At 41.6% G+C, this 24,143-nt stretch carries 22 protein-coding genes; 13 read left to right on the top strand and 9 right to left on the bottom strand.

The window, feature by feature from the left end:
• The first annotated feature begins 196 nt into the window (after positions 1-196).
• Entirely contained in the window at positions 197-514 is a 318-nt protein-coding gene (locus FRX45_RS02360) for a hypothetical protein (protein ID WP_226804884.1), read from the top strand.
• A gap of 128 nt (positions 515-642) precedes the next feature.
• Complete coding sequence (locus FRX45_RS02365) at positions 643-1,626, top strand: cation diffusion facilitator family transporter (protein WP_152266772.1); 984 nt, start codon at positions 643-645, stop codon at positions 1,624-1,626.
• Between the two features lie 78 nt (positions 1,627-1,704).
• Here FRX45_RS02365 and FRX45_RS02370 read toward each other — a convergent pair whose 3' ends face one another.
• Positions 1,705-2,529: an HAD-IIA family hydrolase gene (locus FRX45_RS02370; RefSeq protein ID WP_152266773.1), complete on the bottom strand. Its 825-nt coding sequence runs from the start codon at positions 2,527-2,529 to the stop codon at positions 1,705-1,707.
• 186 nt (positions 2,530-2,715) lie between these two features.
• Between FRX45_RS02370 and FRX45_RS02375 the strand changes: the two genes are divergently transcribed.
• From FRX45_RS02375 to FRX45_RS02385, 3 genes are all read left to right on the top strand, one after another.
• The gene (locus FRX45_RS02375; RefSeq protein ID WP_152266774.1) at positions 2,716-3,975 is read left to right on the top strand and encodes a YeiH family protein; all 1,260 of its coding nucleotides are present in this window, start codon (positions 2,716-2,718) and stop codon (positions 3,973-3,975) included.
• A gap of 435 nt (positions 3,976-4,410) precedes the next feature.
• Complete coding sequence (locus FRX45_RS02380) at positions 4,411-6,933, top strand: phosphocholine-specific phospholipase C (protein ID WP_152266775.1); 2,523 nt, start codon at positions 4,411-4,413, stop codon at positions 6,931-6,933.
• 342 nt (positions 6,934-7,275) lie between these two features.
• On the top strand, positions 7,276-7,464 hold the full coding sequence (locus FRX45_RS02385) for a hypothetical protein (RefSeq protein ID WP_152266776.1): 189 nt from the start codon (positions 7,276-7,278) through the stop codon (positions 7,462-7,464).
• Between the two features lie 33 nt (positions 7,465-7,497).
• Here FRX45_RS02385 and FRX45_RS02390 read toward each other — a convergent pair whose 3' ends face one another.
• Positions 7,498-8,409: an SDR family oxidoreductase gene (locus FRX45_RS02390; RefSeq protein WP_152266777.1), complete on the bottom strand. Its 912-nt coding sequence runs from the start codon at positions 8,407-8,409 to the stop codon at positions 7,498-7,500.
• Positions 8,410-8,582: 173 nt separating this feature from the next.
• Here FRX45_RS02390 and pfkA point away from each other — a divergent pair, with 173 nt between their 5' ends.
• The 3 genes from pfkA (at position 8,583) to FRX45_RS02405 (ending at position 11,559) form a co-directional block, all read left to right on the top strand.
• Positions 8,583-9,569 (top strand): 6-phosphofructokinase, encoded by a 987-nt coding sequence (gene pfkA, locus FRX45_RS02395; RefSeq protein WP_152266778.1) that lies wholly within the window; start codon positions 8,583-8,585, stop codon positions 9,567-9,569.
• Positions 9,570-9,655: 86 nt separating this feature from the next.
• Positions 9,656-11,146, top strand: a complete 1,491-nt coding sequence (gene pyk / locus FRX45_RS02400; RefSeq protein ID WP_152266779.1) for a pyruvate kinase — start codon at positions 9,656-9,658, stop codon at positions 11,144-11,146.
• An 83-nt stretch (positions 11,147-11,229) separates the two neighbouring features.
• Positions 11,230-11,559, top strand: a complete 330-nt coding sequence (locus tag FRX45_RS02405; protein WP_152266780.1) for a DMT family protein — start codon at positions 11,230-11,232, stop codon at positions 11,557-11,559.
• A 332-nt stretch (positions 11,560-11,891) separates the two neighbouring features.
• Here FRX45_RS02405 and FRX45_RS02410 read toward each other — a convergent pair whose 3' ends face one another.
• From FRX45_RS02410 to FRX45_RS02435, 6 genes are all read right to left on the bottom strand, one after another.
• Complete coding sequence (locus FRX45_RS02410; RefSeq protein WP_193311557.1) at positions 11,892-13,235, bottom strand: S41 family peptidase; 1,344 nt, start codon at positions 13,233-13,235, stop codon at positions 11,892-11,894.
• A 135-nt stretch (positions 13,236-13,370) separates the two neighbouring features.
• Positions 13,371-13,841, bottom strand: coding sequence for a GNAT family N-acetyltransferase (locus tag FRX45_RS02415; protein ID WP_152266782.1), 471 nt, complete (start codon positions 13,839-13,841; stop codon positions 13,371-13,373).
• 170 nt (positions 13,842-14,011) lie between these two features.
• Positions 14,012-15,820 (bottom strand): serine hydrolase, encoded by a 1,809-nt coding sequence (locus tag FRX45_RS02420; protein ID WP_152266783.1) that lies wholly within the window; start codon positions 15,818-15,820, stop codon positions 14,012-14,014.
• Positions 15,821-15,878: 58 nt separating this feature from the next.
• Positions 15,879-17,105 carry a trans-sulfuration enzyme family protein gene (locus FRX45_RS02425; protein ID WP_152266784.1) on the bottom strand — a complete coding sequence of 409 codons (1,227 nt, stop codon included), beginning with the start codon at positions 17,103-17,105 and terminating at the stop codon, positions 15,879-15,881.
• A 213-nt stretch (positions 17,106-17,318) separates the two neighbouring features.
• On the bottom strand, positions 17,319-17,837 hold the full coding sequence (gene azu / locus FRX45_RS02430; RefSeq protein WP_152266785.1) for an azurin: 519 nt from the start codon (positions 17,835-17,837) through the stop codon (positions 17,319-17,321).
• 63 nt (positions 17,838-17,900) lie between these two features.
• Positions 17,901-18,371, bottom strand: coding sequence for a hypothetical protein (locus tag FRX45_RS02435; RefSeq protein ID WP_152266786.1), 471 nt, complete (start codon positions 18,369-18,371; stop codon positions 17,901-17,903).
• 181 nt (positions 18,372-18,552) lie between these two features.
• On the opposite strand from FRX45_RS02435, the gene FRX45_RS02440 reads away from it, so the two are divergent.
• The 4 genes from FRX45_RS02440 to FRX45_RS02455 all read left to right on the top strand — a co-directional run bounded on the left by FRX45_RS02440 (position 18,553) and on the right by FRX45_RS02455 (position 22,169).
• Complete coding sequence (locus FRX45_RS02440) at positions 18,553-20,007, top strand: arginine deiminase family protein (protein WP_152266787.1); 1,455 nt, start codon at positions 18,553-18,555, stop codon at positions 20,005-20,007.
• Positions 20,008-20,065: 58 nt separating this feature from the next.
• Positions 20,066-20,968, top strand: a complete 903-nt coding sequence (gene ctlX / locus FRX45_RS02445; RefSeq protein WP_152266788.1) for a citrulline utilization hydrolase CtlX — start codon at positions 20,066-20,068, stop codon at positions 20,966-20,968.
• Between the two features lie 123 nt (positions 20,969-21,091).
• Positions 21,092-21,610 carry a hypothetical protein gene (locus tag FRX45_RS02450; RefSeq protein WP_152266789.1) on the top strand — a complete coding sequence of 173 codons (519 nt, stop codon included), beginning with the start codon at positions 21,092-21,094 and terminating at the stop codon, positions 21,608-21,610.
• A gap of 52 nt (positions 21,611-21,662) precedes the next feature.
• Positions 21,663-22,169: an FKBP-type peptidyl-prolyl cis-trans isomerase gene (locus FRX45_RS02455; RefSeq protein ID WP_152266790.1), complete on the top strand. Its 507-nt coding sequence runs from the start codon at positions 21,663-21,665 to the stop codon at positions 22,167-22,169.
• Between the two features lie 125 nt (positions 22,170-22,294).
• Here the strand turns inward: FRX45_RS02455 and FRX45_RS02460 are convergent, their stop codons facing one another.
• A complete protein-coding gene (locus FRX45_RS02460) occupies positions 22,295-23,344 on the bottom strand; it encodes a phosphotransferase enzyme family protein (RefSeq protein WP_152266791.1) in 1,050 nt (349 codons plus the stop codon).
• A 111-nt stretch (positions 23,345-23,455) separates the two neighbouring features.
• On the opposite strand from FRX45_RS02460, the gene FRX45_RS02465 reads away from it, so the two are divergent.
• The gene (locus FRX45_RS02465; RefSeq protein WP_152266792.1) at positions 23,456-24,004 is read left to right on the top strand and encodes a hypothetical protein; all 549 of its coding nucleotides are present in this window, start codon (positions 23,456-23,458) and stop codon (positions 24,002-24,004) included.
• The last annotated feature ends 139 nt before the right edge of the window (positions 24,005-24,143 follow it).

The following is a 24,143-nucleotide window of genomic DNA, read 5'->3' on the forward strand; positions in this document are numbered from 1 at the left end:
AACTAACAACCGTTCACCCTTCACTTTTACCTTCCGGCATAGCCCAACAACTGCCTGTTGCTATTTTACCTGGAACGCTTCTGCCGTCCGGCCATTGTAAAACAATAGTTAATGCTGGTTCATTAACAACCCGTTACAGGCGCCGGCGATATTTTGGAATTAATTATGCTGTATAATTCTATAAAAAATTACAATTATGAAAAAGATTATTCTCGCCTGTTTTATTATGCTGTTCACAGGAAGCGCCATATTCGCACAGCAAACCCAATCGGCTCAGCCGGCACAGGAAAAAACAAAGACGGCTAAAAAAGAAGTTGCACATGCAAAAACACATGCTGTAAAAACAGCGGACCATCAAAAACAAACAACGGCTGCGGTTAAGGAATCTTCAGCAACAGCAACTGCTGCACCTTTAAAGAAAGATGGTACGCCGGATAAAAGGTATAAGAAGCACAGCCAGCACCTAAAAAAAGACGGTACCGCAGACAAAAGGTTTAAAAAAAATAAACAATAGCCGGAAGCAGGGATAAGAGAGCAATATAAAGGCTTGCTGAATACGATTTCAGCGAGCCTTTTTTTATTCCTATTAAGCCCGCTCCCTGTAAAGAGATAAAAAATACCTTTACCTCAAAATATTCACTATTGCATACTGCCCGGATCAATCTACGACTGCAAAAGATAGTAACTGTTATAGCAGTGGCTTTATTCATCATCAAAATCATTGCATGGTACCTTACCCGGTCTGTGGCTGTGCTTACAGATGCGCTGGAAAGTACAGTTAATGTAACAGCAGGATTTATCAGCCTTTTCGGTTTATATATTGCTGGCAAACCGCGCGATGCGAATCATCCTTACGGGCATGGCAAAGCCGAATTTCTATCCGCAGCCATAGAAGGCGCACTGATGATGATAGCAGGCGTTTTTATTATATATGAATCCATTCATCATTTTATTTATCCCCGGGAGTTAAAAAAATTAGACTTTGGTATTCTCCTCATAGCTGTTACAGCTATTATCAATTATATAGCCGGCGGCTATTGTATAAAAACAGGAAAACAAAACAATTCCCTGGCATTGGTTGCCAGCGGTAAGCATTTGCAAAGCGATACTTGGTCTACTTTGGGCATTATAGCAGGACTGGCACTCATATGGTTTACCCACCTGCAATGGATAGACAGCACGATTGCCATTGGATTTTCGTTTTTTATTATTTATACAGGTTACCGCATAGTAAGAAGTTCTGTGGCAGGCATAATGGATGAAGCCGACAAGGCCCTGTTGCAAAGAATGGTGGCATTGCTGAATGCCAACAGGCGGGTAAACTGGATTGACCTGCACAATCTGCGTATTATTAAATACGGCAATGTGCTGCACATGGATTGCCATCTTACAGTACCCTGGTATCTTAATGTAAAGGAAGCACATGCCGAAATGGATGCGCTTTCGTTGTTAATACAAAAAGAATTTGGAGAATCGGTTGAGCTTTTCATCCATGCAGATGCCTGTCTCGACTTCTCCTGCAACATATGCCAAAAGATGGAGTGCACCGTGAGGCAACATACATTTGAAAAAAGAATAGACTGGACCATTGATAATATATCCCGCAATACACGCCATATGGCCTGATGAAATACAGAAGCATCATAAAATAAAAATTGCAGTTTAATAAAAAAGTTTTCCCTGGTACTGCAATCTCAAATGAAGCTAACCTAATGCTACTAACCGATCTTCGGCATGTTTGCTGATTACCTGATCAAACAATTCTTCGTTTAACAGATCATGTATAGAAGGAATAATAAAATCAGGTGCATACCCAAACTGTTCCAGGTCTTCTGCTTTGGTTACTCCCGATAAAGTAAGCACAGTGGTAAACCCCATAGAGCCTGCGCCCAATATATCGGTACTCATGGTATCGCCGATCATTATCGTTTCGTCTGTAGCCAACTGTAATGTTTTTCTGGCCATACGCATCATTACCGGGCTTGGCTTACCCACGCTAAAAGCCCGCTTTCCTGTTGCCATCTCAATCATCGCTACAAAAGCGCCACAGCCTGCCCTGTATTTTCCTCCGCCTACGGGGCAATTCGGGTCAAGATTTGTAGCAATCAATTTTGATCCTTTCATGATCATGTTAATCGCTTTGTCAACCGATTCCAGCATAATGGTTCTGCCTTCTCCTATTACTACATAATCAGGATGATCGTCTACAATGGAATAACCTGCATTGTGCAGTTCATTCAGCAAACCTCCTTCACCAATTACATATGCTGTACCACCGGGCGTTTTAGATGCAAGATACCTGGCAGTAGCCATTGCACAGGTAAAAATGTCTTCATCGCTTACGTTAAAGCCCATTTTCAGCAATTTATAGCAAACATCCCTGCTGGTTCGCTGGCTATTGTTGGTGAGAAACAAAAAGGGGAATTTCTTTTGCTTAAGCCCGTTAATAAATGCAACGGCACCGGGGATAGGCTCGCTGCCCTTATAGATAACACCATCCATGTCTATCAGAAAACCTGTTTTATACATATACCTTTTTTTATGGTTAAATAAAAGGCAGCCAATAGTTAGATAACATTATAACGGACATGCAAAGTTATGAGGGAAAGCAATGATGCAGGAATAACAGCATGCATTAATGTGAGCCGCATGCAATGATATAATGCGAAGATACTGAAAATATTATTTTACATTAGCGAAAAAAAAATTCTATTCATGGCAGCACAAAAAAAAGGACTAGCTATTACAGAAGACTGGACAGTGGTAATACTGGGCTTTGCACTTATTCTTCTGGCTATCGCAGGATTATATTTTCCATTACCGGCTTTTAAATGGAGCAATACAGACCAATTATTCAGCAAAGTATTTTCGGGTCACAACCTTGCAGAGATAAGCCTGCAATTTTTAATTACATTCGTTATCGCTATAGCGGGTACATGGCTAACGGGAAGGTCCATACGAAACCTGGTATATGTATTTCCTGTTGTTTTTGTGCTTACCGTCATCGCCCTGGTTATAACGGGCAATAAAACAATGAATGACCTCAACCTCGAATCGGTGATCTTTAGCCTGGCTATTGGATTGCTGATTGGCAATACCATAAAATTGCCCGACTGGTTCAGGCAAACACTAACCACTGAAATGTTCGTAAAGATCGGGCTGGTACTGCTGGGCACCGCTATTATTTTTTCGGATGTGCTGAAAGCGGGCTCCAAAGGACTATTACAGGCCGTTATCGTAGTATTAGCCGTATGGTATTTTGCATTCTGGATCTGCAAAAAGCTAAAAATTGATGCAGAATTAGGTATGATGCTTTCCAGTGCCGTGTCCATCTGCGGTGTATCGGCTGCCATTGCTACTTCAGGCGCTATAAAAGGAGATCCTAAAAAGCTATCGTATGTCGTTTCACTGGTACTGATCACAGCCATTCCCATGATGATCTTCATGCCCTATATTGCGCTTTACTTTGAATTTCCGGAAGCAGTAACCGGTGCCTGGCTGGGTGGAACGATTGATACCACAGGCGCTGTAGTAGCTTCAGGAACGTTGGTTGGCGAAGAAGCTTTAAAGATCAGCACCATTGTAAAATTTTCGCAGAATGTATTATTAGGGCTGGCTGCTTTCGCCATATCCGTTTACTGGACTTACTCCAAAAAAAACAATATCCCGGGCGTTGACCAAAAACCTACATTAGGATTGATATGGGAACGTTTTCCAAAATTTGTAGTAGGGTTTGTGGCTGCATCGCTGCTCTTTTCTTTTATCATAGATCCATCGGTAGTTGCAACGGTTAAAGCACCACTGAAAAATATCCAAACGCTCTGGTTTTCCCTGGCCTTTACCAGTATAGGACTTGAAACCAATTTCAGGGATCTGTTCCAAACCAATAACCGTAAACCACTTTACGCATTCCTGATCGCACAATTCTTCAATATTATTTTCACCCTGATCATCGCCATGATATTGTTTGGATAAGGCATCAGCAGTCAGGTATCAGGTGGGTAAATTAATAACAGTAGGATGAATTCTCCTCTCGGATTTTGTGATTTGTGGTTTATGGTTGCATTGCACTTCGAATTTCGAAATTCCGTCTTCGAATTTTGTGGTTTATTGTTTTTGGCTTACCGTTGAGATTTCATTTCGAATTTCGGGTTTCTGTTTTCGGATTTGAAATTGAAATTTATTTGGTTTTTGTGATTTGGTTCTTTATGCTTGGTATTCATCCTGTATTCTATTCGGGTTTCGAAATTCCGGCTTCGGATTTAATTGCATCTGGCATTGGCAGCCTGCCCGCCGTGGCGGGGAACGAACCATCTGCATTTATTTGTTTCCTGTTATTTATTTCCTGGACCTTTATATTCCCTTCGTATTTCCTATATTTATCCTTTATATATTAAACCCTTTTACCTCATGGATACCAGGAGAGATTTTATTAAAAAAGCAGCACTATTATCGGGCGGCACAGGTTTGCTAAGCGGACTGCCACCTTCTATTCAGAAAGCATTTGCTATTAACCCCGAAGCAGGCTCTACTTATCTTGATGCGGAACATATTGTTTTTCTGATGCAGGAGAACCGTTCCTTTGATCACTGCTATGGCACGCTGCAGGGCGTTCGCGGCTTTAATGATCCCCGCGCTATTCCATTACCCAACAAAAACAAAGTATGGCTGCAATCCAACGCTGCCGGTGAAACGTATGCACCTTTCCGTTTAAACATAAAAGAAAGTAACATTACCTGGCTGGGGTCGCTGCCGCATGGCTGGAGTGACATGACGGACGCCAGGAATGAAGGAAAACATGATAAATGGTTAGACTCCAAAAAATCGGGGCATAAGGAGGTGAGAGAGATGCCATTGACCATGGGCCATTTTAACCGGCAGGACATTCCTTTCTATTACGCACTTGCCGATGCATTTACCGTTTGCGATCAGCATTTCTGTGGTTCCTTAACCGGCACAACACCCAACAGGCTGTATTTTTGGACAGGAACCATCCGTGAGAAACACGATGAAAATGTACAGGCCAATGTATATAATTCCGATGTTACCTATGACAGGGAAGCATCGTGGAAAACATTCCCGGAATACCTCGAAGAAAACGATATACCCTGGAGAATATATCAGAATGAGCTAAGCGTTGACACCGGCTTTGAAGGAGAGGAGGAAGATTGGCTGGCCAATTTTACCGACAATCCCATTGAATGGTTTTCGCAGTTTAAGGTACGGTTTTCACCCCGGCATATCCAGTACATGAAAAAAATGCAGGAGGTATTGCCTGCTATAATAAAAGAACTGGAAGAAAAAATAGCAGCATTGCCTGAATCCAACAATGATCGTCCGCAGCTTTTGAAAGACCTGAACAGAAAAAAAGCGACTCTAGCCCGCGCAACAAAAGATTCGGAGGAGTATAACCTGGAAGCATACAACAAATTATCGGAGTGGCATAAAAATTTGCATGAAAAGGCATTTACCGACAACCGGAATGACCCCGATTACCGCCACCTTACAGATATCACCTATACTGAAAACAATACGGAGCGCAAAATGGAGATCCCAAAGGGTGATGTGCTGCACCAGTTCAGAACTGATGTGGAAAATGGTAAATTACCTACTGTTTCGTGGATTGTGGCGCCGTGCCGTTTTTCCGATCATCCGGGTTCACCGTGGTATGGCGCCTGGTATTTAAGTGAAGTGATAGACATTCTTACGAAGAATCCGGAAGTATGGAAAAAAACCATTTTTGTGCTCAATTACGATGAAAATGACGGGTATTTTGATCATGTACCTCCTTTTGTACCGCCCAATCCTTATAAAGAAAACAGTGGTTTGGTATCGGCCGGAATAGATACCAAAACAGAATACCTGAACCGCAGCCAGCAATGGATGAAAGATAAAGCAGCAAGCAAGGGCGACCGTGAAGGTCCTATAGGCCTTGGTTTTCGTGTACCCATGGTAGTGGCATCGCCCTGGAGCCGCGGCGGATTTGTAAACTCAGAAGTATTTGACCTTACCTCTCCTATCCAGTTCCTGGAACATTTTTTATCTAAAAAAACAGGTAAGAAAATAGAGAACAGCAATCTCACCCAATGGCGCCGCACGGTTTCGGGAGATCTCACCTCCGTATTCAGACCATACAATGGAGAAGCCATACCCGCGCCAAAACCGGTTGACAGAATTCCATTTTTAGAAAGCATTCATAAAGCGCAGTTTAAAGCGCTGCCTTCCGGCTTTAAGAATCTCAGCACTTCCGAAATAGAACAAATCAATAAAGATCCTTACGCCTCACCATGGATACCGCAGCAGGAAAAAGGAACAAGGCCCGCCACGCCATTGCCTTACCAATTGTATGCAGATGGAAAGCTTAGCGATGACAAGCAAACTTTTAAAATAAAATTTGCAGCAAAGAACGAAGTATTTGGCACTTCAGCTACCGGCTCGCCATTTAATGTATATATGCCCGGTAAAGATACTGCCCCTCGTAATTATGCTGTAAAAGCAGGCGACCAGCTCATTGATACATGGACACTGCCCGCTAATGAAAACTATCATTTGCAGGTGTACGGCCCAAATGGCTTCTTCCGCGAATTTTTGGGTAATGGCAACGATCCTGCCTTAGATATTGCTTTGGAATACCAGCGTGCTGCTGGCGCCACAAAAAAGCTTAGCGGAAATGCCGAAATAAAGCTCAGGAACACCGGTAAACAAAAACTAACCGTAGAAGTAACAGACAATGCTTATAAAGGTAAGGCGCAAACGAAGATCATCAACCCTGGTGCACAGGCAAGCATTATTGCCGACCTGTCTAAAAGCTCCGGTTGGTACGACCTGAGTGTGAAAGTAAAAGGACAAAAGGATTTTGAAAAAAGATACGCCGGCAGGGTGGAAACAGGCAGGATTAGCATTACGGATCCGTTTATGGGAAGAGTGGTGTGAGGGGACGAGTGGTGAGTAGTGAGTGGTGAGTTGATCCGGCTATTTTAATGGCATTGGGTTTATGTGTTATAGTGAATAACAGTGTTCTGTATCATGCATTTTTCTGCCGTTGAATAAATCTGTTTAGCATTAAATATTGAAAGCTTTAAACGTTCCCAGGCATTTGTAAATGCCTGGGAACGTTTAAGGGTAGATAGATGCGTAAATCGGAGCACAATTATAAGCGACAGATAACGTAAAACAAATGGCAATATACAAACCTGGACAACGACTTGACTTTATTAAGGAAATTCCTTTCAAATTTGAAAAGGAAATTCAATCATTAATAGAGAATGGTCTGCTGTGTTCTACATCAATATCCTGAACGAAATAAATGAAAGCATAGATGACCGGCCCGACAACTCAAAGCTATTGATCATTCAAAGAGCTGCATCAGACTCCACTGTACTCCCAAAAAAAAGCTTTAACGAAAATAACTATGCCATACAGGAGATCATAAAAGAAATGGCCGTTACCATAAGAAAAGGTTAGGCTATTGGTCGTTTAAAATATGCGGCGACCTATTTATTTATGCATACCTGCCTCTTTCCCAGGAAACATTTTTCGAATGCCCTGCATAAAGCTAACGGGGCTGTAGCCCAATTCCTTTTCTGCTTTATCAATAATAAAACCCGTTTTTAATGGCCGCTGCGCAGGCTGGGTAAATACGGAAGCATCTACTTTTTCCATCAGCGTTTTATTCAGTCCAAAATAATCAGCAACCTGAACTGCCATTTCATAGGGAGTAAGCACTTCCTTACCGGAGAGATGGTATATTCCCATGGCGTTTTTTTCTACGATCAGGTGTATGCCGCGGGCGAGGTCTTCCACATAAGTAGGTGTACGAACCTGGTCGCTTACCACTTTTATCGGGTTTTCTTTTTCAAGATTTTCCTTTACCCAGGTTACAATATTGCTCCTGGTTCCGGATAATATATTTCCATATACCAGTACGGTTCGTACAATAGCCCAGTTGATTTTACTTTGCCGGACGATTTGCTCCGCAGCCAATTTGGTCTCACCATAATAATTAACAGGCGCAGGCTTATCCGTTTCGCGGTAGGGCCCGTCATCACCACTAAAAATAAAATCGGTTGAAATATATAGCATTTTTGCGCTCACAGCCTCAGCAGCCTCCGTAAAATAAAGCGTGGCATTGGTGTTGCTGTCGTAACATGCCTCCCTGTTCAGCTCACAGGTATCGGGCTGGGCCATGGCGGCGGCATGAACAATTACCTCCGGCCGCATAGCAGTTACATACGCCAATACCCCCTTTTTATCCGTAATGTCAAGATCAGTATATTGGTATGGTTTAGCATTATCCGGCAACCTGCAGCCACCCCTGCCGGTAGCCATTACTTCGTGCCCGGCGCCTGCAAACTGTTTCACAGCATATTGTCCTAAAAGACCGTTGGCTCCGGTAATTAAAATCTTCATTATTAAAGCGTATAAGGCCTCAATTTACAAAATCATTAAACCTTTAATCTAAAATTGGGAAATGATTGTAATTATGTACTTTTGACGCTTCTTTAAAATGATATATAAAATTTTGTAATAATTGCACTTGCCCTTTGAATGATTTTTAATCATTTCAGACAAGTTTTAAACGAATGGAAAAGAAAGTTTCTAAAATCGGGGTATTGACTTCAGGAGGAGACGCCCCGGGTATGAATGCAGCGATACGTGCTGTGGTACGTACCGGTTTATATTATGGATTAGATGTATTTGGCATTATGCGCGGGTATGCGGGAATGATAGAGAATGATATTTTTAAGATGGAAACGCGCAGCGTAGCCAACATCATTCAAAGAGGAGGCACTATCCTTAAAACCGCAAGATGCAAGGAATTTTTTGAACCCGCAGGAAGAAAAAAAGCCTACGAAAATCTTAAGAAACTGGGCATTAACGGGCTGGTAATCATAGGCGGGGATGGCTCTTTCAGAGGTGCACAGATATTTTCCAACGAATACGATATTCCCTGTATTGGCTTACCCGGCACCATTGATAAAGACATTGCCGGTACAGACTTTACCATAGGTTTTGATACCGCAGTAAATACGGCCGTAGAAGCCATAGATAAAATACGGGATACCGCCGATGCCCACGACAGGTTATTTATTATTGAAGTGATGGGCAGAGACTCCGGTTATATTGCTTTGCACAGCGGTATTGCTACCGGCGCTGAAAACATCCTGATCCCCGAACGCATAACAGATATCAACGAAGTAATTGATTCATTACAGGAAAAAGAAAAAAGGAAGAAATTAGTGAACCTGCTGGTAGTAGCGGAAGGAAGCGAACTGGGAGGAGCCAATGAAATAGCCAAAGTGCTAAAGGAAAAAATGCCCAATGCCGATATAAAAGTTTGTATCCTCGGGCATATACAGCGTGGCGGCTCACCTTCCTGCCTCGACAGGCTGATCGCCAGCCGCATGGGCTACGCAGCCGTGGAATGCCTGATGACTGGCAAAGATGTTAATACTATGATCGGGATTGTAAACAATCAATTGCATTATACCCCTTTGGACCAGGCAGTAAAAGCGGAACAAACAATAGATTACGAATGGCTTAAAATTGTGAAGATATTAGCTTCGTAGAAGATTTATGAAATGTTTGGGGTACAATTAAATGCCCCTGCCTTACGTTCCATACCCTATATCAAAAATAAAATCTTTATAATAGTATGTCAAAAAATATTACCAAGTATCTGTATGAAGAAATGGATAAACAAGCAGGTCTTGAACATGCCTTTCATCGCACAAAAATTGTCGCTACAGTTGGACCGGCCTGCGACACCTATGAAAAATTGCTGGAACTGGTTAAGGCGGGTGTGAACGTATTCCGTTTAAACTTTTCGCATGGTGCGCATGAAGACAAGTTGAACATCATCAAATACATCCGCCAGATTAATGAAAAAGAGCCTTACAATATCTGTATTTTAGGCGACCTCCAGGGACCCAAGCTTCGCGTAGGTGATATAGAAAATGGTTCCTTGCCGGTAAATGTGGGTGATATTCTTACATTCACAAATGAAAAATGTATTGGAAATAAAGAAAAAATATATGTTTCCTATCCAAGCCTCGCAAGTGATGTAGAAGTAGGTAACAAAATTTTGATAGATGATGGGAAATTAGAAGTACAGGTTACGGAGATCACGAAAAAAGGGGATGTGAAAGTGGTGGTTACGATGCCTGGTGTACTATTATCCAAAAAAGGAGTGAACCTGCCTGATACGAAAATTTCATTACCGGCGCTAACCGAAAAAGACCTTGCCGACCTGGATTTTATGATTGAACATGCTTTGGACTGGGTGGCGCTTTCTTTTGTGAGAAAAGTTGATGATCTTAAGATCATAAGAGATATACTGGAGGAGCGGAAAAGCAAATGCAAGGTGATGGCTAAAATTGAAATGCCCGAAGCCATTATAAACCTTCGCGAGATCATTCTTGAATCGGATGGTGTTATGATCGCCCGGGGTGACCTTGGCGTTGAAATGCCTATTGAACAGGTTCCTCTCATCCAAAAAGACATTATACGCAAATGCCTCCATCGTGGCAAACCCGTTATTGTGGCTACGCAAATGATGGAAAGCATGATTGACCGAATTAAACCCAACCGCAGCGAAGCTACAGACGTAGCCAACGCCGTGCTGGAAGGAGCAGATGCAGTGATGCTGAGCGCTGAAACAGCAATGGGTCAGTACCCGGTGCTGGTGGTACAAACCATGCGCAAAATCATCCTGGAAGTAGAAAAAAAGGAATACCGCTATAACCGTGAAGAAGACCTTAAGCCACAGCCGCATTCTCCTTCATTTCACAGCGATGCCATTTGCTATAATGCCTGCAAAATTGCAAAAGATGTAAATGCTGACGCTTTGTTAGCGATGACGCAAACAGGTTACACGGCCTTTGTGGTAAGCAGCTACAGGCCTAAATCGCCATTGTATATTTTTACAAAAGAAAAATCGCTGGTTAACCAGCTTAGCCTGAGCTGGGGAGTTAGACCGTTCTTTTATAATGAGGAGGAAAATATAGACCAGATTATTTTTGACCAGATACAAATTTTAAAAGGAAGAGGTTTTTTGAAAACGGGAGATACCGTAGTAAATACGGGCAGTTTACCTGTTCACCTTCATTTGCCTACCAACCTGCTTAAGATTACAAAAGTAGATTAAGACGGAGGTCTCAGGTTACAGGTTGCAGGGTGCAGGTGGCGAGGTTAACCCACACTACGCTTTCTACTTATAAGCATTTATGTATGCGCACCATTGTATTGTTGTTGTTTTCAAACATCTTCATGACTATAGCATGGTATGGTCATTTAAAACATCAAAACGTTCCGCTGTGGAAAGCAATTGCACTAAGCTGGGGCATTGCTTTTTTTGAATACTGCCTGCAGGTGCCGGCCAACCGTTATGGATATATCAGCGGTTTAAGCGCTTTTCAGTTAAAAATTATACAGGAAGCCATAACACTGGTGGTATTTGTTGCTTTTGCTTTGCTGTACCTGCACGAACCCATGCACTGGAAATACTTGCTGAGCTTCATTTGCCTTATGGGCGCCGTGTATTTTGCATTTATGAAATGAGGAGTGAGCTATGAGCGGTCAGCGGTCATCTATCAGCAAAAAACGACACAGAAAGTCGATGTCAGTGTTATCTTCCCTCTTTTCCTATTCACTTCTCACGTTTCTCGTCTCTGAACAACCAGCTTTCAGATCAGGTGATTACTACTAACGTCAGGCAGAGTAATTGATTTGAAATTTGGTTTTTATCCGCCACGGCGGACAGGCCTGCCTGCCCTTTAGTTTGGTTCTTGTCTTTTGTGATTTGGTTCTTTTATGAGCAACCGCCTGCCTCTTCTCTTGTGAAACGTGAAACGACAGCCCCCTCACTTCTCACCTCTCACGTTTCACTCAAATTACCACATTCTCCTCCTCTCCTCCACCGCTCCCTTAAATCTTTTTACATCCAATGCGCTATTGCTGCTTTCCAGCTTAATATCCTGTTGCGCACGGGACGAAATACGTGAAAAAGCCCCATTATTTATATAATACAATGCACTTGCCAGGCAGCTTTCATTTACATCGCCCCAGGGCTTATCCAATCCGTCATCAACAGTGGCATCAGGCTGAAGTCCATTGAAATAATTACCCTCGCCGTTTTTATTTACGCTGCGAAAGGATACAGGAAAAATGTACCAATCGCCTACGCCTATATTAAAATAGCCTACAGGTTTTCCATGACTTGCCCTGCCAATCAGCTTTACATCCATATATGGTTTAAGACTATTAATAAGCAGTTCGCTTGCGGATGCAGTATTTTTGGTTATGATAAAAAAGATACGGCTAAGATCAAGCGCTCCTTTTTTTTGATAGTTGATTGTAGTATCAAGAAGGGCGCTGTAGTTATCGTTAAATTTTTCCTGCAACATAACGCCATTGTTACCCGTGGCAGGCACCAAATAATTTGCCAGTTCATTCTGAAGCTCTACATAGCCTCCCCCGTTGTAACGCAGATCTATTACCATATCAGTAACACCCGCGGCAGAAAACGTATTGAAAATATCGCCAAGGCGGGTTTTGATATTACCAATATTGCCTAAAAAAGAATTATAGACGAAGTACCCTGTTTTATTACCACCATTGGTATATATGCTATCCAGAATAATGGGTTCATCCTGGTACGTTTTAGCAGTGAGTGCAATATCAACATCAGTACCATCGGGCTTTTTAAAAGTAAAACTGGTGGAGGAACTGTTGAATACTGCATTGGTAATACGTGATACCGTTGCATCATCGGTATTAACAGCAGTATTGTTATTTACCGATATAATACGCCAGCTTCTTTCTATGCCCGCTGTGGCAGCAGGAGATGCAGGTTCAACATACGAAACCCGAAGATCATTCTCAGACATGAAAAATATACCCAGTCCAAAATCGCCGCTGATTCCGGAACTTACATCATCCCATTCATTCTTTTTTATAGCAAAGCTCCAGCGGTCTACAGGATCAGTAAATCCGGATTCAGTACTATAGGGACGCAACGCCTTCATGATAGCATCGGGATCCGCATAGGTTCTCGCATTAAAATCAGAAGGAAGATTTTTATTCCATAAATAAAGATCTTTTGCATAGCTCCAGGCACTATCTTTTATCTTATCGTCTGCAGTGGTATTACCGGAATTATTATCTTCTTTTTTACAGCCGAAAAATGAAAACATAAAGGCTGAAAAGAATAATAAAGCAATGTTTTTCAAATTCATATTTCTGCTATTGAGGTTTGGAACAGAAGGTGAACGACAGCAAAATACCATCTGAAATTACGCATTTACAGGGCATACGGTTGCTCAAAACTTTACCCTTAACATTTATTTCCCAAAAATTAACGTTGGCTAACATTAAAAATTAACGTTGCAGTTTATCCAGCCTGCATCAAACTGCGCATTGTATTTTTTATAGAATTGTATAGCAGATTCATTCCAGTCTAACACCTGCCACATCATGCCTGTAAATTTTTTTGCCCTGGCTTCTTCCAGCAAACGATCAAACAACATCTGACCAATTCCCCTGCCTCTCCATTCACTGGTAACAATAATATCCTCTAAGTACATTCGCTGACCCTTCCAGGTAGAATACCGGATATAATACAAAGCAAATGCTACAATTATTGCATCCCCAACGTTTTCAGCAGAAGGAGCTTCTGCTACAAAAGCCCACCATACCGGGTTTTCGCCAAAACCACTTTCAACAAAATGCTCAGCATCAACCGTTACTTCCTGCGGCGCTTTTTCATATTCTGCCAGTTCATGCACCAGCTCCATCAATCTTGTACAATCTTCTTTTATTGCGGGTCTTATAGCTATGTTCATGCTTAGTTAGTTGATTGGTTGAGTTGACACTCACTACCCACTACTGACAATTCATCATTCACCATTCATTTCTCACCTCGTGAAACGATAAACGTGAAACGATAAGCCTTTTCACTGACCTTTCACCTCTCACCACTGACCTCTCACCACTCACTACTCACCTCCCCTCCCTATTTCCGTTTCGCTCTAAAAGTACCATTGGGCTGAATAAAATTCATGCCTGTTACTTTGCCATCCGTCACGTCAAATTTAACGCTGTATCCTTCAAGCACTTTCAATTTAAAGGTATGATCACCCAATGCAATCGTTTCATATTCGGGCTGACCGGGAACAAATACAAATAAAGTTTCTCCTTTAAGATAAACCTTTGTCGTCATACCACCCAGCTCATATTCACCAACATATTTTTGAAGCTCATCTTTACTTATGGATTTGGCTTGGGGCTTAAACACAAATTCAATTGGTTTCAGGGAAGATTCCAGGGTCATACTCAAACTCCCAATCTTACCATCATCCCTCGTTGTAAAATTTATAACCGTACCTCCTGAAGAAGTATCTAATCCCTCCTCTTTATCAAAACCTTTTGTTTCAAATACATCGTAATGATAGTGACGCAGCCACAAAGAATCTTTACTTGTTCTGGCAAAAAGAGAATCATTTCTCTTGTATATCTCAAGGTTGCCATAACCGGCATTATTAAATACACCTTCATAATCCTTAAGAGGGTGAGATGGTTTAGTGCCTGCTATACGATTGGATGTTTTGGTTTTTTGGGCTTCCTTTTCCCGCAGCGCCGATTTCGCCACCACCATTTTGTAATCATTACTCCAGTTCTTGTATGGCAACTTCAGCATACGGTCTGCAATAAGGTTACGTGCAGCAGAAGGTACAGGAGACGCATTTTGGTTGGTGAGCACAATAATTCCAATGCTGTCGGAAGGAAAGAAGCTGGTGCTCGCTGAAAAGCCATCAATATTACCTCCATGCTCTACGCGGTAATGCCCGCGGTAGGAACTGAGAAACCATGCCAGTCCGTAATTAGAAAAATAAATATCCGGATTTTCTTTTTCCGGCAATGCCCCACCGATGGCCATTTGAGCGCTGACAGCCTCTGTTACATATGGTTCAGGGAGTATTTCTTTACCATTGAATTTTCCGTTGTTTATCCAGGTTATTACCCAGTTGGCCATTTCTGTAACGCTGCTGTTAATGCTACCCGCCGGCCCCATGCCGTCAATATTAAAATAATCAAGCTTTTTAATGCTGCTGTCTTTTTTTAAGCTGTAGCCGAGGGAAGCGTCATCGCCGTTCTCCATATTTTTTACACTCAGGTTGGAGCGGCTCATACCAAGAGGGCTAAATATTTTTTCCTTTATATTTTCTTCCCATGATTTGCCGGTTATTTTTTCAGTGACCATACCCTGGGTAAGGAACATGAAATTATTATACTGCCATGCTGCTCTTATACCTGTATTGGGCTCCTGGTATTGTATGCGCTGTAGTAAACTGTCCCGCGAGGCAGTAGGGAACAGGTACCACGAATAATCGTGACGGGGTAAGCCTGTTCGATGTGTCATCATATCACGCACGGTGATCTTTTCATCCATATCGTTATTAAAGAAATGCAATGCCGGTAAGTATTCCGTTGCTTTTTTATCCAGTGATAGCTTTCCATCTTTTTCCAGCATGCCCAGCAAAGCAGCAGTAAAAGCTTTAGTGCAGGAGCCAATAGCAAAAAGCGTATTGGGTGTAACCGGTTTTTTTGCGGCATAGTCCCGATAGCCAAATCCTTTGCTATAAACTATTTTATTTTTTTCTACAATAGCTACGGCAAATCCCGCAACATTCCAGTCTTTCAGCAGCTTTTCAAGGGACGTATCCAAGCCGGAAAGCCGCTTATCGGGCTCTATTTTACTTCTTTGCGCAGTGACAAATACAGAAAAAAGCAGTATGAAGGAAAGAGGGATCAGTCTTTTCATAACAGTAAGTTTTGTAACAAATAATTACGATACGCTCAAAAACAAACACAAAAGAAAATCATTTCAAAGCCTGCTCCAGGTCGCTAAGAATATCTTCAATATTTTCCATACCCACGCTCATGCGGATCAAACCATCGGTTATGCCATACCGTTCCCGTTGTTCTTTAGGTACACTGTAATGTGTCATAGATGCGGGGTGTGATAATAAAGTATCACAGGTACCAAGCGATACGGTTCGGGTGCACAACTGCAATTTGTTCATGAAGCTTATGCCAGACTGTAAACCACCTTTAAGCTCAAAACTCATCATGGCGCCGGGATGGCGCATTTGTTTTTTAGCTACCGCATGGTCGGGATGCGAGGTTAGCCCGTTATAATTTACCGAGGCCACAGCGCTATGTGTATTAAGAAGTGCCGCCACCTTTTCCGCATTGCTGCAATGCCTTTCCATTCTTACCTCCAGGGTTTTCATACCGTTCACCAGCAAAAAAGCATCAAAAGGACTGCTGCTTCCGCCCAAAGCTTTATACACTTTATACGCCTTACCCTTCATAAAGGAAACATCCCTGCTCATAAACACGCCACCAATGGCAGTGCCATGCCCGTTGAGGAATTTAGTAGTAGAATGGATCACAAAATCAACACCATACTTAAAAGGTTGCTGCAGGTAGGGCGTAGCGAAAGTATTATCGCAGGCGATGACCTTTCCATATTGTTTACCCAGTAGCGTTAATGCTTCAATATCTACACACTGAATGGTAGGATTGGCCGGTGTTTCAATATAAATCATTTTAATTGCCGGATGCTTCTTCAGCATATCTTCTGCAATAGTAAGATCGCGCAGGTCGGCAATTACTGCATCTACACCAAATGCGGGTAACAGTGTATTCATCTGCTCCTGCGTGCCTCCGTAAAGTGAATAATGCGATAAAATTTTATCACCGGCTTTTAAAGTACTCATCATTAACGTGCTGATGGCTGCCATACCTGAGGCCTGTAAATAGGCTTTTAAAATCAGTGGATCGCCATGCTCGTCTGTAACGCCAAAAGATTCCATTGCGGCGATCTTTTCTTCCGCTTCATGAAAAGTGGGATTGCCCCAGCGGGTATATATATAGCCCTGTTCTTTACCGCTGAAACGGCGCATACCCTGTTCGGCATCATCGTATACAAAAGTAGAAGTGGCGTATATCGGGGTAAGATGAGCATAGTTCGGATCCTGCTGGTGGCCGGCATGTATGGCTAATGAACTAAAACCTGAATAAGGAAAATCTTTGTCTGACATATTAAACCTGAATTACAGATAACCATTCCGTTGGTTAAACTATTGTCAAAAATACGTGAAAAGCGGAAGTAAACCATTAGGCAGGTAACAGGGAATTAATATGAGCTAATCAAAAATAAATTATGCTGCAATACAGGTTTTAAAACAAAACCCACTGCATGTGTCAGTGGGTTTGTATAACCCGGAGACCGGGTTTTAAAATCATTTCAAAAATTATTCTACAATAAAATCGCCTTTCATAAAACCATAGTGCCCGGGGAAACTGCAGATAAAGGGATAAGTGCCTGCAGCAGGAGCAGTAAACTCAATGGTAACGCTTTCGCCGCCACCAATAATTTTGGTATGTGCAATTACATTTGCCGCTTCTGATTCGGGGAAATAATCATTTGCTTTTGCATCAACTGCTTTCGCAGCAAATGCAGCGATATCTGTACCAGGTTTTAAGATTACAATATTATGCCCCATTGCCTCTTTGGCCAGTTTACCAGCATGATGAAGGGTAAGGGTAACCTTTTGACCGGCCTTAGCCCTGAGCTCTGTCTTATCAAATTTCATTACATCGTTTCCTGTAATTTCAAGCACTGCGCCTTCGGCTGCGGGTGTTGCAGCAGGTGTTTCAGCTTTTTGTTCTTCAGCAGCCGGTTGTTCAGACGTTTTTGATGATTCATCTCCACCGCCGCATGCAGCCAGGCTAACCACGCCGGCAATCAATACATACTTAATAATTTTCATGATATTTAAAATTTTTTGCAAAGGTACAGCGCAAATCGAGAACAAAAAACAAAATAGTAGAAATTAATGTATATTGAAAGCCCTCTGTACCGACTGGAGGTTTTTCAGGTCTACATCTTTGTGTAATGCTAACCTCGTTGCATCAATCAGAACAACTTTCGCTGAAACAGTTTGTCCGGGAGGATTGATCGGATTGCCCGATAATGCGCTCATATCAATACTAATATACCCTTCTCCATGAACAGCGCCATAAGTAATGCCATCAAACACCTGCGGTAGCGCTTCATAATAGGAAGTACCGGAAAAAGAAAGATATACCAATACCGCTCCATCCTGGTAAACAACATTATCCAGTTCAGGAATATCCAGTTCGGCAGAGTAACTTTCCCCGCCATTCGTAGTTGTCCAATCGCCCGGTGCAATATCATATACTGCCGAAAATGCCTGGTCTACCTTTTGCACTTCGGTAACTTCTTTCTTGCAGGAAGAAAAAATTAAAAGTGCCAGCGCCGAAAGTAAAAACAATCTTTTCATAAAATGATTTTTAAGTTAACGAAGTAAAATAAGTGTTTGTTACATTTGGTAAATAAGACAAATATTATTCCCGGGAGTTTAAAAAGGCATTAAATCCGGAAAGAAAGATCACTTTAACAGCAAATATACAGTTAGTCCATCCTTTGCGCACAGCTTAAAAACTTACTTTTATATTCATTTTATGGGCATCAATCATTCTACCCAAATTCATATTACTTCAGAGATAGGTACTTTGCGAAGCGTGCTGGTACATACGCCCGATAGCGGTTTGGGAAAGGTTGTGCCTTCCAAAGCGCAGGACTGGCTTTTTGAAGACATTGTACATTTGGATACCATCCGGCGTAAGGAATACGATTACTATACAAAATTGCTTTTATATTTTCTTGATCCCGCAAAAATTAAAGGGAAATTAAGCCAGGCGGATGATCCGGAAAACAACAGGAATTTCTACAAGCCCGAACATCCGGATTTCTTTCGCTCAGATAAGGTGGTGGAATTACAGAACCTGCTCGCTGATATACTCGATAATACAACCATTAGAGAAAAATTATCTGCATCGGTATGTGCGATCGAAAATTGTTCTTATCTCATGCAAAAAGCGCTGGCTCAACTGGAACCGGCAATATTGGCTAAAGTATTTATTACAGGAAGCCTGCCCGATAAAACCATGATCTTTCCTCCTATTCCGAATTTTATTTTTACAAGAGATATCGGCATAGTGATCAAAGATCATATACTGCTGAACAAACCGGCAAAAAAAGCCCGGATACGGGAGGCGCTGCTTGCGAAGTACATATTTTATAATCACCCGCTGTTTTCGGGCTACCAGCACAATATTATTGAACTGGCAGATACCCATCGCCACTTTTTAATGCCACGCGATGGTGAAGAAAAAAAAGTAACCCTCGAAGGTGGCGATGTAATGGTAGTCAGTCCTGATCACCTGCTGGTAGGCGTTAGTGAACGCACCAGCATGGAAGCTGCGCACCAGGTAATTACTATCTTATTTAAGAAAGAACTCGTAAGCAAAATAAGTGTTGTAAAAATCCCGCGAAAAAGGGATTATATGCATATTGATACCCTGTTTACCCAGGTAAAAAGGAATATATGGGTAATGCTTGGTGCTTTTTCCAAAGCCACTATCCGCCAGGAAGCTGCTGACCCGGTGCAAAGAATTCTTGATTCCCCTAAAAAAGACGACTCCTTGCGCATTATACAATTCCATAAAAACAATACAGACAAGCCGGTTTATATAGACAACCTTGAAGACCTGCTAACCGATATAAGCGTCAATGATTTAAAATGCAATGATAAAGTACAGTTTATTTATTCCGGCAATAACAGGTTCCCTTATGACAGCCGGGAGCAATGGACAGACTCCTGCAACCTGCTGGCGCTTAAAGAAGGCGTTGTATTGGGATACGACCGCAACGATAAAACTACTGATGCCTTTCGGGAACGCGGTTTTAAAATAATAGAGGCGAAAGACATGATTGAGGCATTAGAAAAGGGCGCCATAACACCTGATAAGGTAGAGAACACTCTAATATTAATTCCATCTGCAGAATTATCCAGAGCAAGAGGGGGATTTCATTGCATGAGCATGCCACTCGTGAGGGATGATATTGAGGGGTGAGGCATAAGGTATGGGGTATAGGCATGGGGGTATAAGGTACTAATTAAGCAACAACAAAATGCAAACTACATCGCACCTGTTAATGATAAGGCCGGTTAATTTTAGCTTTAACCAGGAAACGGCGGAGAACAATACTTTCCAGCTTGGCGCTGATGATGAAGATGCGCAGGCAAAAGCATTAAAAGAATTTGAAGATTTTGTACAATTACTGTTAGATAACGACATTGATGTTACCGTGGTTAATGATACGCCCCTCCCCTATACACCCGATTCCATATTTCCCAATAACTGGATTTCTTTTCATGAAAGGGGAACCATTTGCCTTTATCCTATGTTTGCGTTAAACCGCCGGCAGGAACGAAAACCGCAGCTTATAAAAAGTTTGAAAGCGAAATTCAATACTTCAACAGTTGTAGATTTTACGCACCACGAAAAAAACAACCGTTTTCTCGAAGGTACAGGCAGCCTGGTGCTGGACCGCGGGTTTAAAATTGCCTATGCCTGTCTTTCACCAAGAACCGATATTGATGTGCTGGATGAATTTTGCCGTTCTATGAAATTTTTGCCGGTAGCATTTGAGGCTTTTGATGAAAGTGGAAAAGCTATTTATCATACCAACGTAATGATGTGCGTGGCAGAGCAGTATGTTGTTATTTGCTTAGAAAGTATAACAAATTTACAGCAAAGAGAAAGTGTAATTTCTGCTATTAATATGACTGCTAAAAAAATTATCTCTATAGACATGAAGCAAATGAATCATTTTGCAGGTAATATGCTGCAGGTGCAAAACAGGAAAGAGAAGAAATTTTTAATCATGTCTTCGCAGGCTTATCAATCTTTATCTGCACAACAAATTAAGGAGCTTAAAAAATACAATGCCATACTTCATTCACCGCTTGATGCCATTGAAGCCAATGGCGGAGGAAGCGCAAGATGCATGATAGCAGAAGTTTTTTTGTAACCCCCTCATACCAAACAAATTAAATCGTATATATACAGGAACTACTATACGCTGCGGAAAAATATACTGATCGTTACACTTTTAATGGCATTCTTTCTTTTCAGAATATCGTATTTTTGCAGCATGAATTTAGAATATAAGCACCTGCTTCCTGCAGACTTTGATCCCCTGTCAAGAGTATGGATATACCAGGGCAGCCGCCCGTTTTCGCTGTCTGAGGTATTGACCGTTGAAGATATGCTGAACAGCTTTTCACAACAATGGCATGCGCATGGAGCAGGCGTGAAAAATTTCGCTACTGTTTTTTTTGGCCAATTTATTATACTGATGGCCGATGAGACCCATACACATGTAAGCGGATGCAGTACCGACAGCTCGGTGAGAATGATAAAAGAAATAGAAAAACAATTTAACCTGTCTTTATTTGACAGGCAAACACTGGCTTTTGTAATAAAGGATAAGATACAGTTATTGCCGATGAACCAGTTGGCTTATGCAGTGGAAAATAACTTTATTACCGCAGATAGCCTGTATTTTAACAATACGGTATTAACAAAAAGAGAGATGGAAAGCAACTGGCTCATTAAAGTTAAAGATAGCTGGCTTGCCAGAAAGATTACATTTCCTGCTGTTGCATCCTGATATTATTTTATGATTTTCGCCAGCGCACTTATCTTTATAAAAATTAGTAACAATGATAGTTGAAAAAGACAAGATAGTAAGCATTCAATATAATGCCACCGATGAAACAGGAGTTGTAGTTGACAGTAATACTGAATTTGAACCATTGGAATATTTGCACGGGCATGGTAATATTTTAGAAACCCTGGAAAATGCCCTGAGCGGCTTACAAATAGCGGAAGAAAAAAAGATAACATTAGCTCCGGGCGAAGCATATGGCGAATTTAATCCCGAACTGGTGTTTGAAGTAAACCGTGAGCAATTTCCGGAGGGTGCTGAGCAGATTCAACTGGGAACAATGGTACAATCGTCTGACGGACTGGAATTAATAGTTACCGATATAGATGGCGATAAAATTGTTTTAGATGGCAACCATCCGCTGGCGGGAAGAACTTTACATTTTAGTGTAACTATAAAAAACATCAGGCAGCCTACTGCGGAAGAATTATCACATGGGCATGTGCATGATGCGCATACACACGGCAACAATAGCTGCGGCGATGGCTGTGGGTGTCATTAATTGAGTGGTAAGTGGTAGGATAGCGCTAAGCATCATCTCAAGGATAACTGTCCGGGAAAGGCAGCAGTGCCGGGCTTTAGTACTTCAGGTGATTAACTGATCAACGGATAAACCGATATTATTCCTCAAACAATACTTCTAAGCCGGTCTTCTTTTTCCAGCAATCTTTTTAGCAGGGTAATCTGGTTGCAGCCACGGATGAAGTTATGTCCTTCATACCTTGCGCCGTAGTATTCATCGTTATTAAGGTGGTCGGCTATAAAACGCAGGGCCTGCATATAAACCAGATAACAGGCTGCATCAAAAAAAGCTGCTTTTTCTGCTGCACTGAGTTCATTTTCCATCCCTTCCAGGTAACCCTGAACAATGGCTTTATAATATTCCTCCCTGATCTCAATTTTTGAAAAATCTTTTTCTTCTTCACTCACAGGCGAAAGGCAGGTACGCATCATATCACCCACATCGCTGATAAAATAACCAGGCATTACGGTATCCAGATCTATTACACACAGCCCTTTATCCTGTTCATTAAATAAAACATTACTGATTTTTGTATCATGATGCGTGACCCGTAATTTGAAATCAGGATTTTGCTTCATGGCATCAAACCGCTTTACGATATAATCGTATGCTTTTAACCAATTGATCTCCTCTTTTGCCTTTTCAATGCGTAAGGAATTACCCGATTGCAACGACTGAAGAAATTGCTGATAACGAAGACTCAGGTTATGAAAATCGGGGATGGTAACTTTTAGTTCATCCACCGGAAAACCATTCAGCAAATGTGTAAATCGCCCGAATTGCTTTGCAGCTTCAAAAGCCTGTTGGGGAGTTTGAACCACATCAACGGTATGTGATTTTTTCACAAAAGGAACCAGGCGAAAATAGCCTTCCCCCTCCATAAAAAAAATATCAGCACCATCACTGGTATATAAGTTTCTCACAAAAAAATAGTCAGGATGATGTTCAGCGAGGTAAGAACCAATGATACGGATGTTGTGCGCTATATCCTCCGGCGATTTAAATACATGATGGTTAATACGCTGTAATATGTATGATGTATCATTATCATACCGGCTAACCTTCCATGTATTATTGATCAACCCCGATCCAAAGGACTTTACTTCCAATGCCGAAAAATCCAAACCGTATGTTTGTAATACCTGTTGTAACATTTGTTTGAAATTGATTAAAGGTATACGAAAAACAAAACAGACTGCTTATTTTACATCTTAAACCTTAAATTTCACACAAACGTTTCCGTAAATTGAAGCACTTACGCATATATGAAACTGAGAGATGCAATCCTTAAAGAACATTCAAAAGACCAATGTTCTAAAATAGTTACCTATATAAGCAATCACCAGCAGCGCTTTGATGAATTGGCAAGACTTTTTTTGCATGATGAATACTGCGTGGCGCAAAGAGCGGCATGGCCATTAAGCTATTGCGTGGCTGCCCATCCTCACCTGGTAAAAAAACATTTGAAAAAGATCATTCTCAATTTAAAAAAGCCCGGTATTCACAATGCTGTAAAAAGAAATACCATGAGGCTATTACAGGATATTGATATCCCTCAGCGTATTCAGGGAGATGTACTGGATATTTGTTTTACATATGTAGCAGATCCAAAAGAAGCAGTTGCGGTAAAAGCTTTTTCTTTAGCCATTCTTAGCCGTTTTACCCAACAATACCCCGAAATTATTCCTGAAATAAAACTACTTATAGACGACCAGTTGCCGCACCAAACAGCAGCATTTGCCAGCAGGGCAAAAAAATTATTAAAAGAAATGAAAGAGAAAAGCACTAAACCGCAAATCGCAAGAACCAAATAAATTTCAAATGCTAAATTCGAAACGGAAAATCCGAAGGAAAATGCAATCTCAAATCTTAAACTTCAAATCCTTCAACTGACACCTCATCTTTCAAGTATTCATCCTATCGTTAATGGTTACTCTCCCTGCAACCTGTACC

The organism is Agriterribacter humi (assembly GCF_009192765.1).
In the GTDB taxonomy this organism is placed as follows: Bacteria; Bacteroidota; Bacteroidia; order Chitinophagales; family Chitinophagaceae; genus Agriterribacter; species Agriterribacter humi.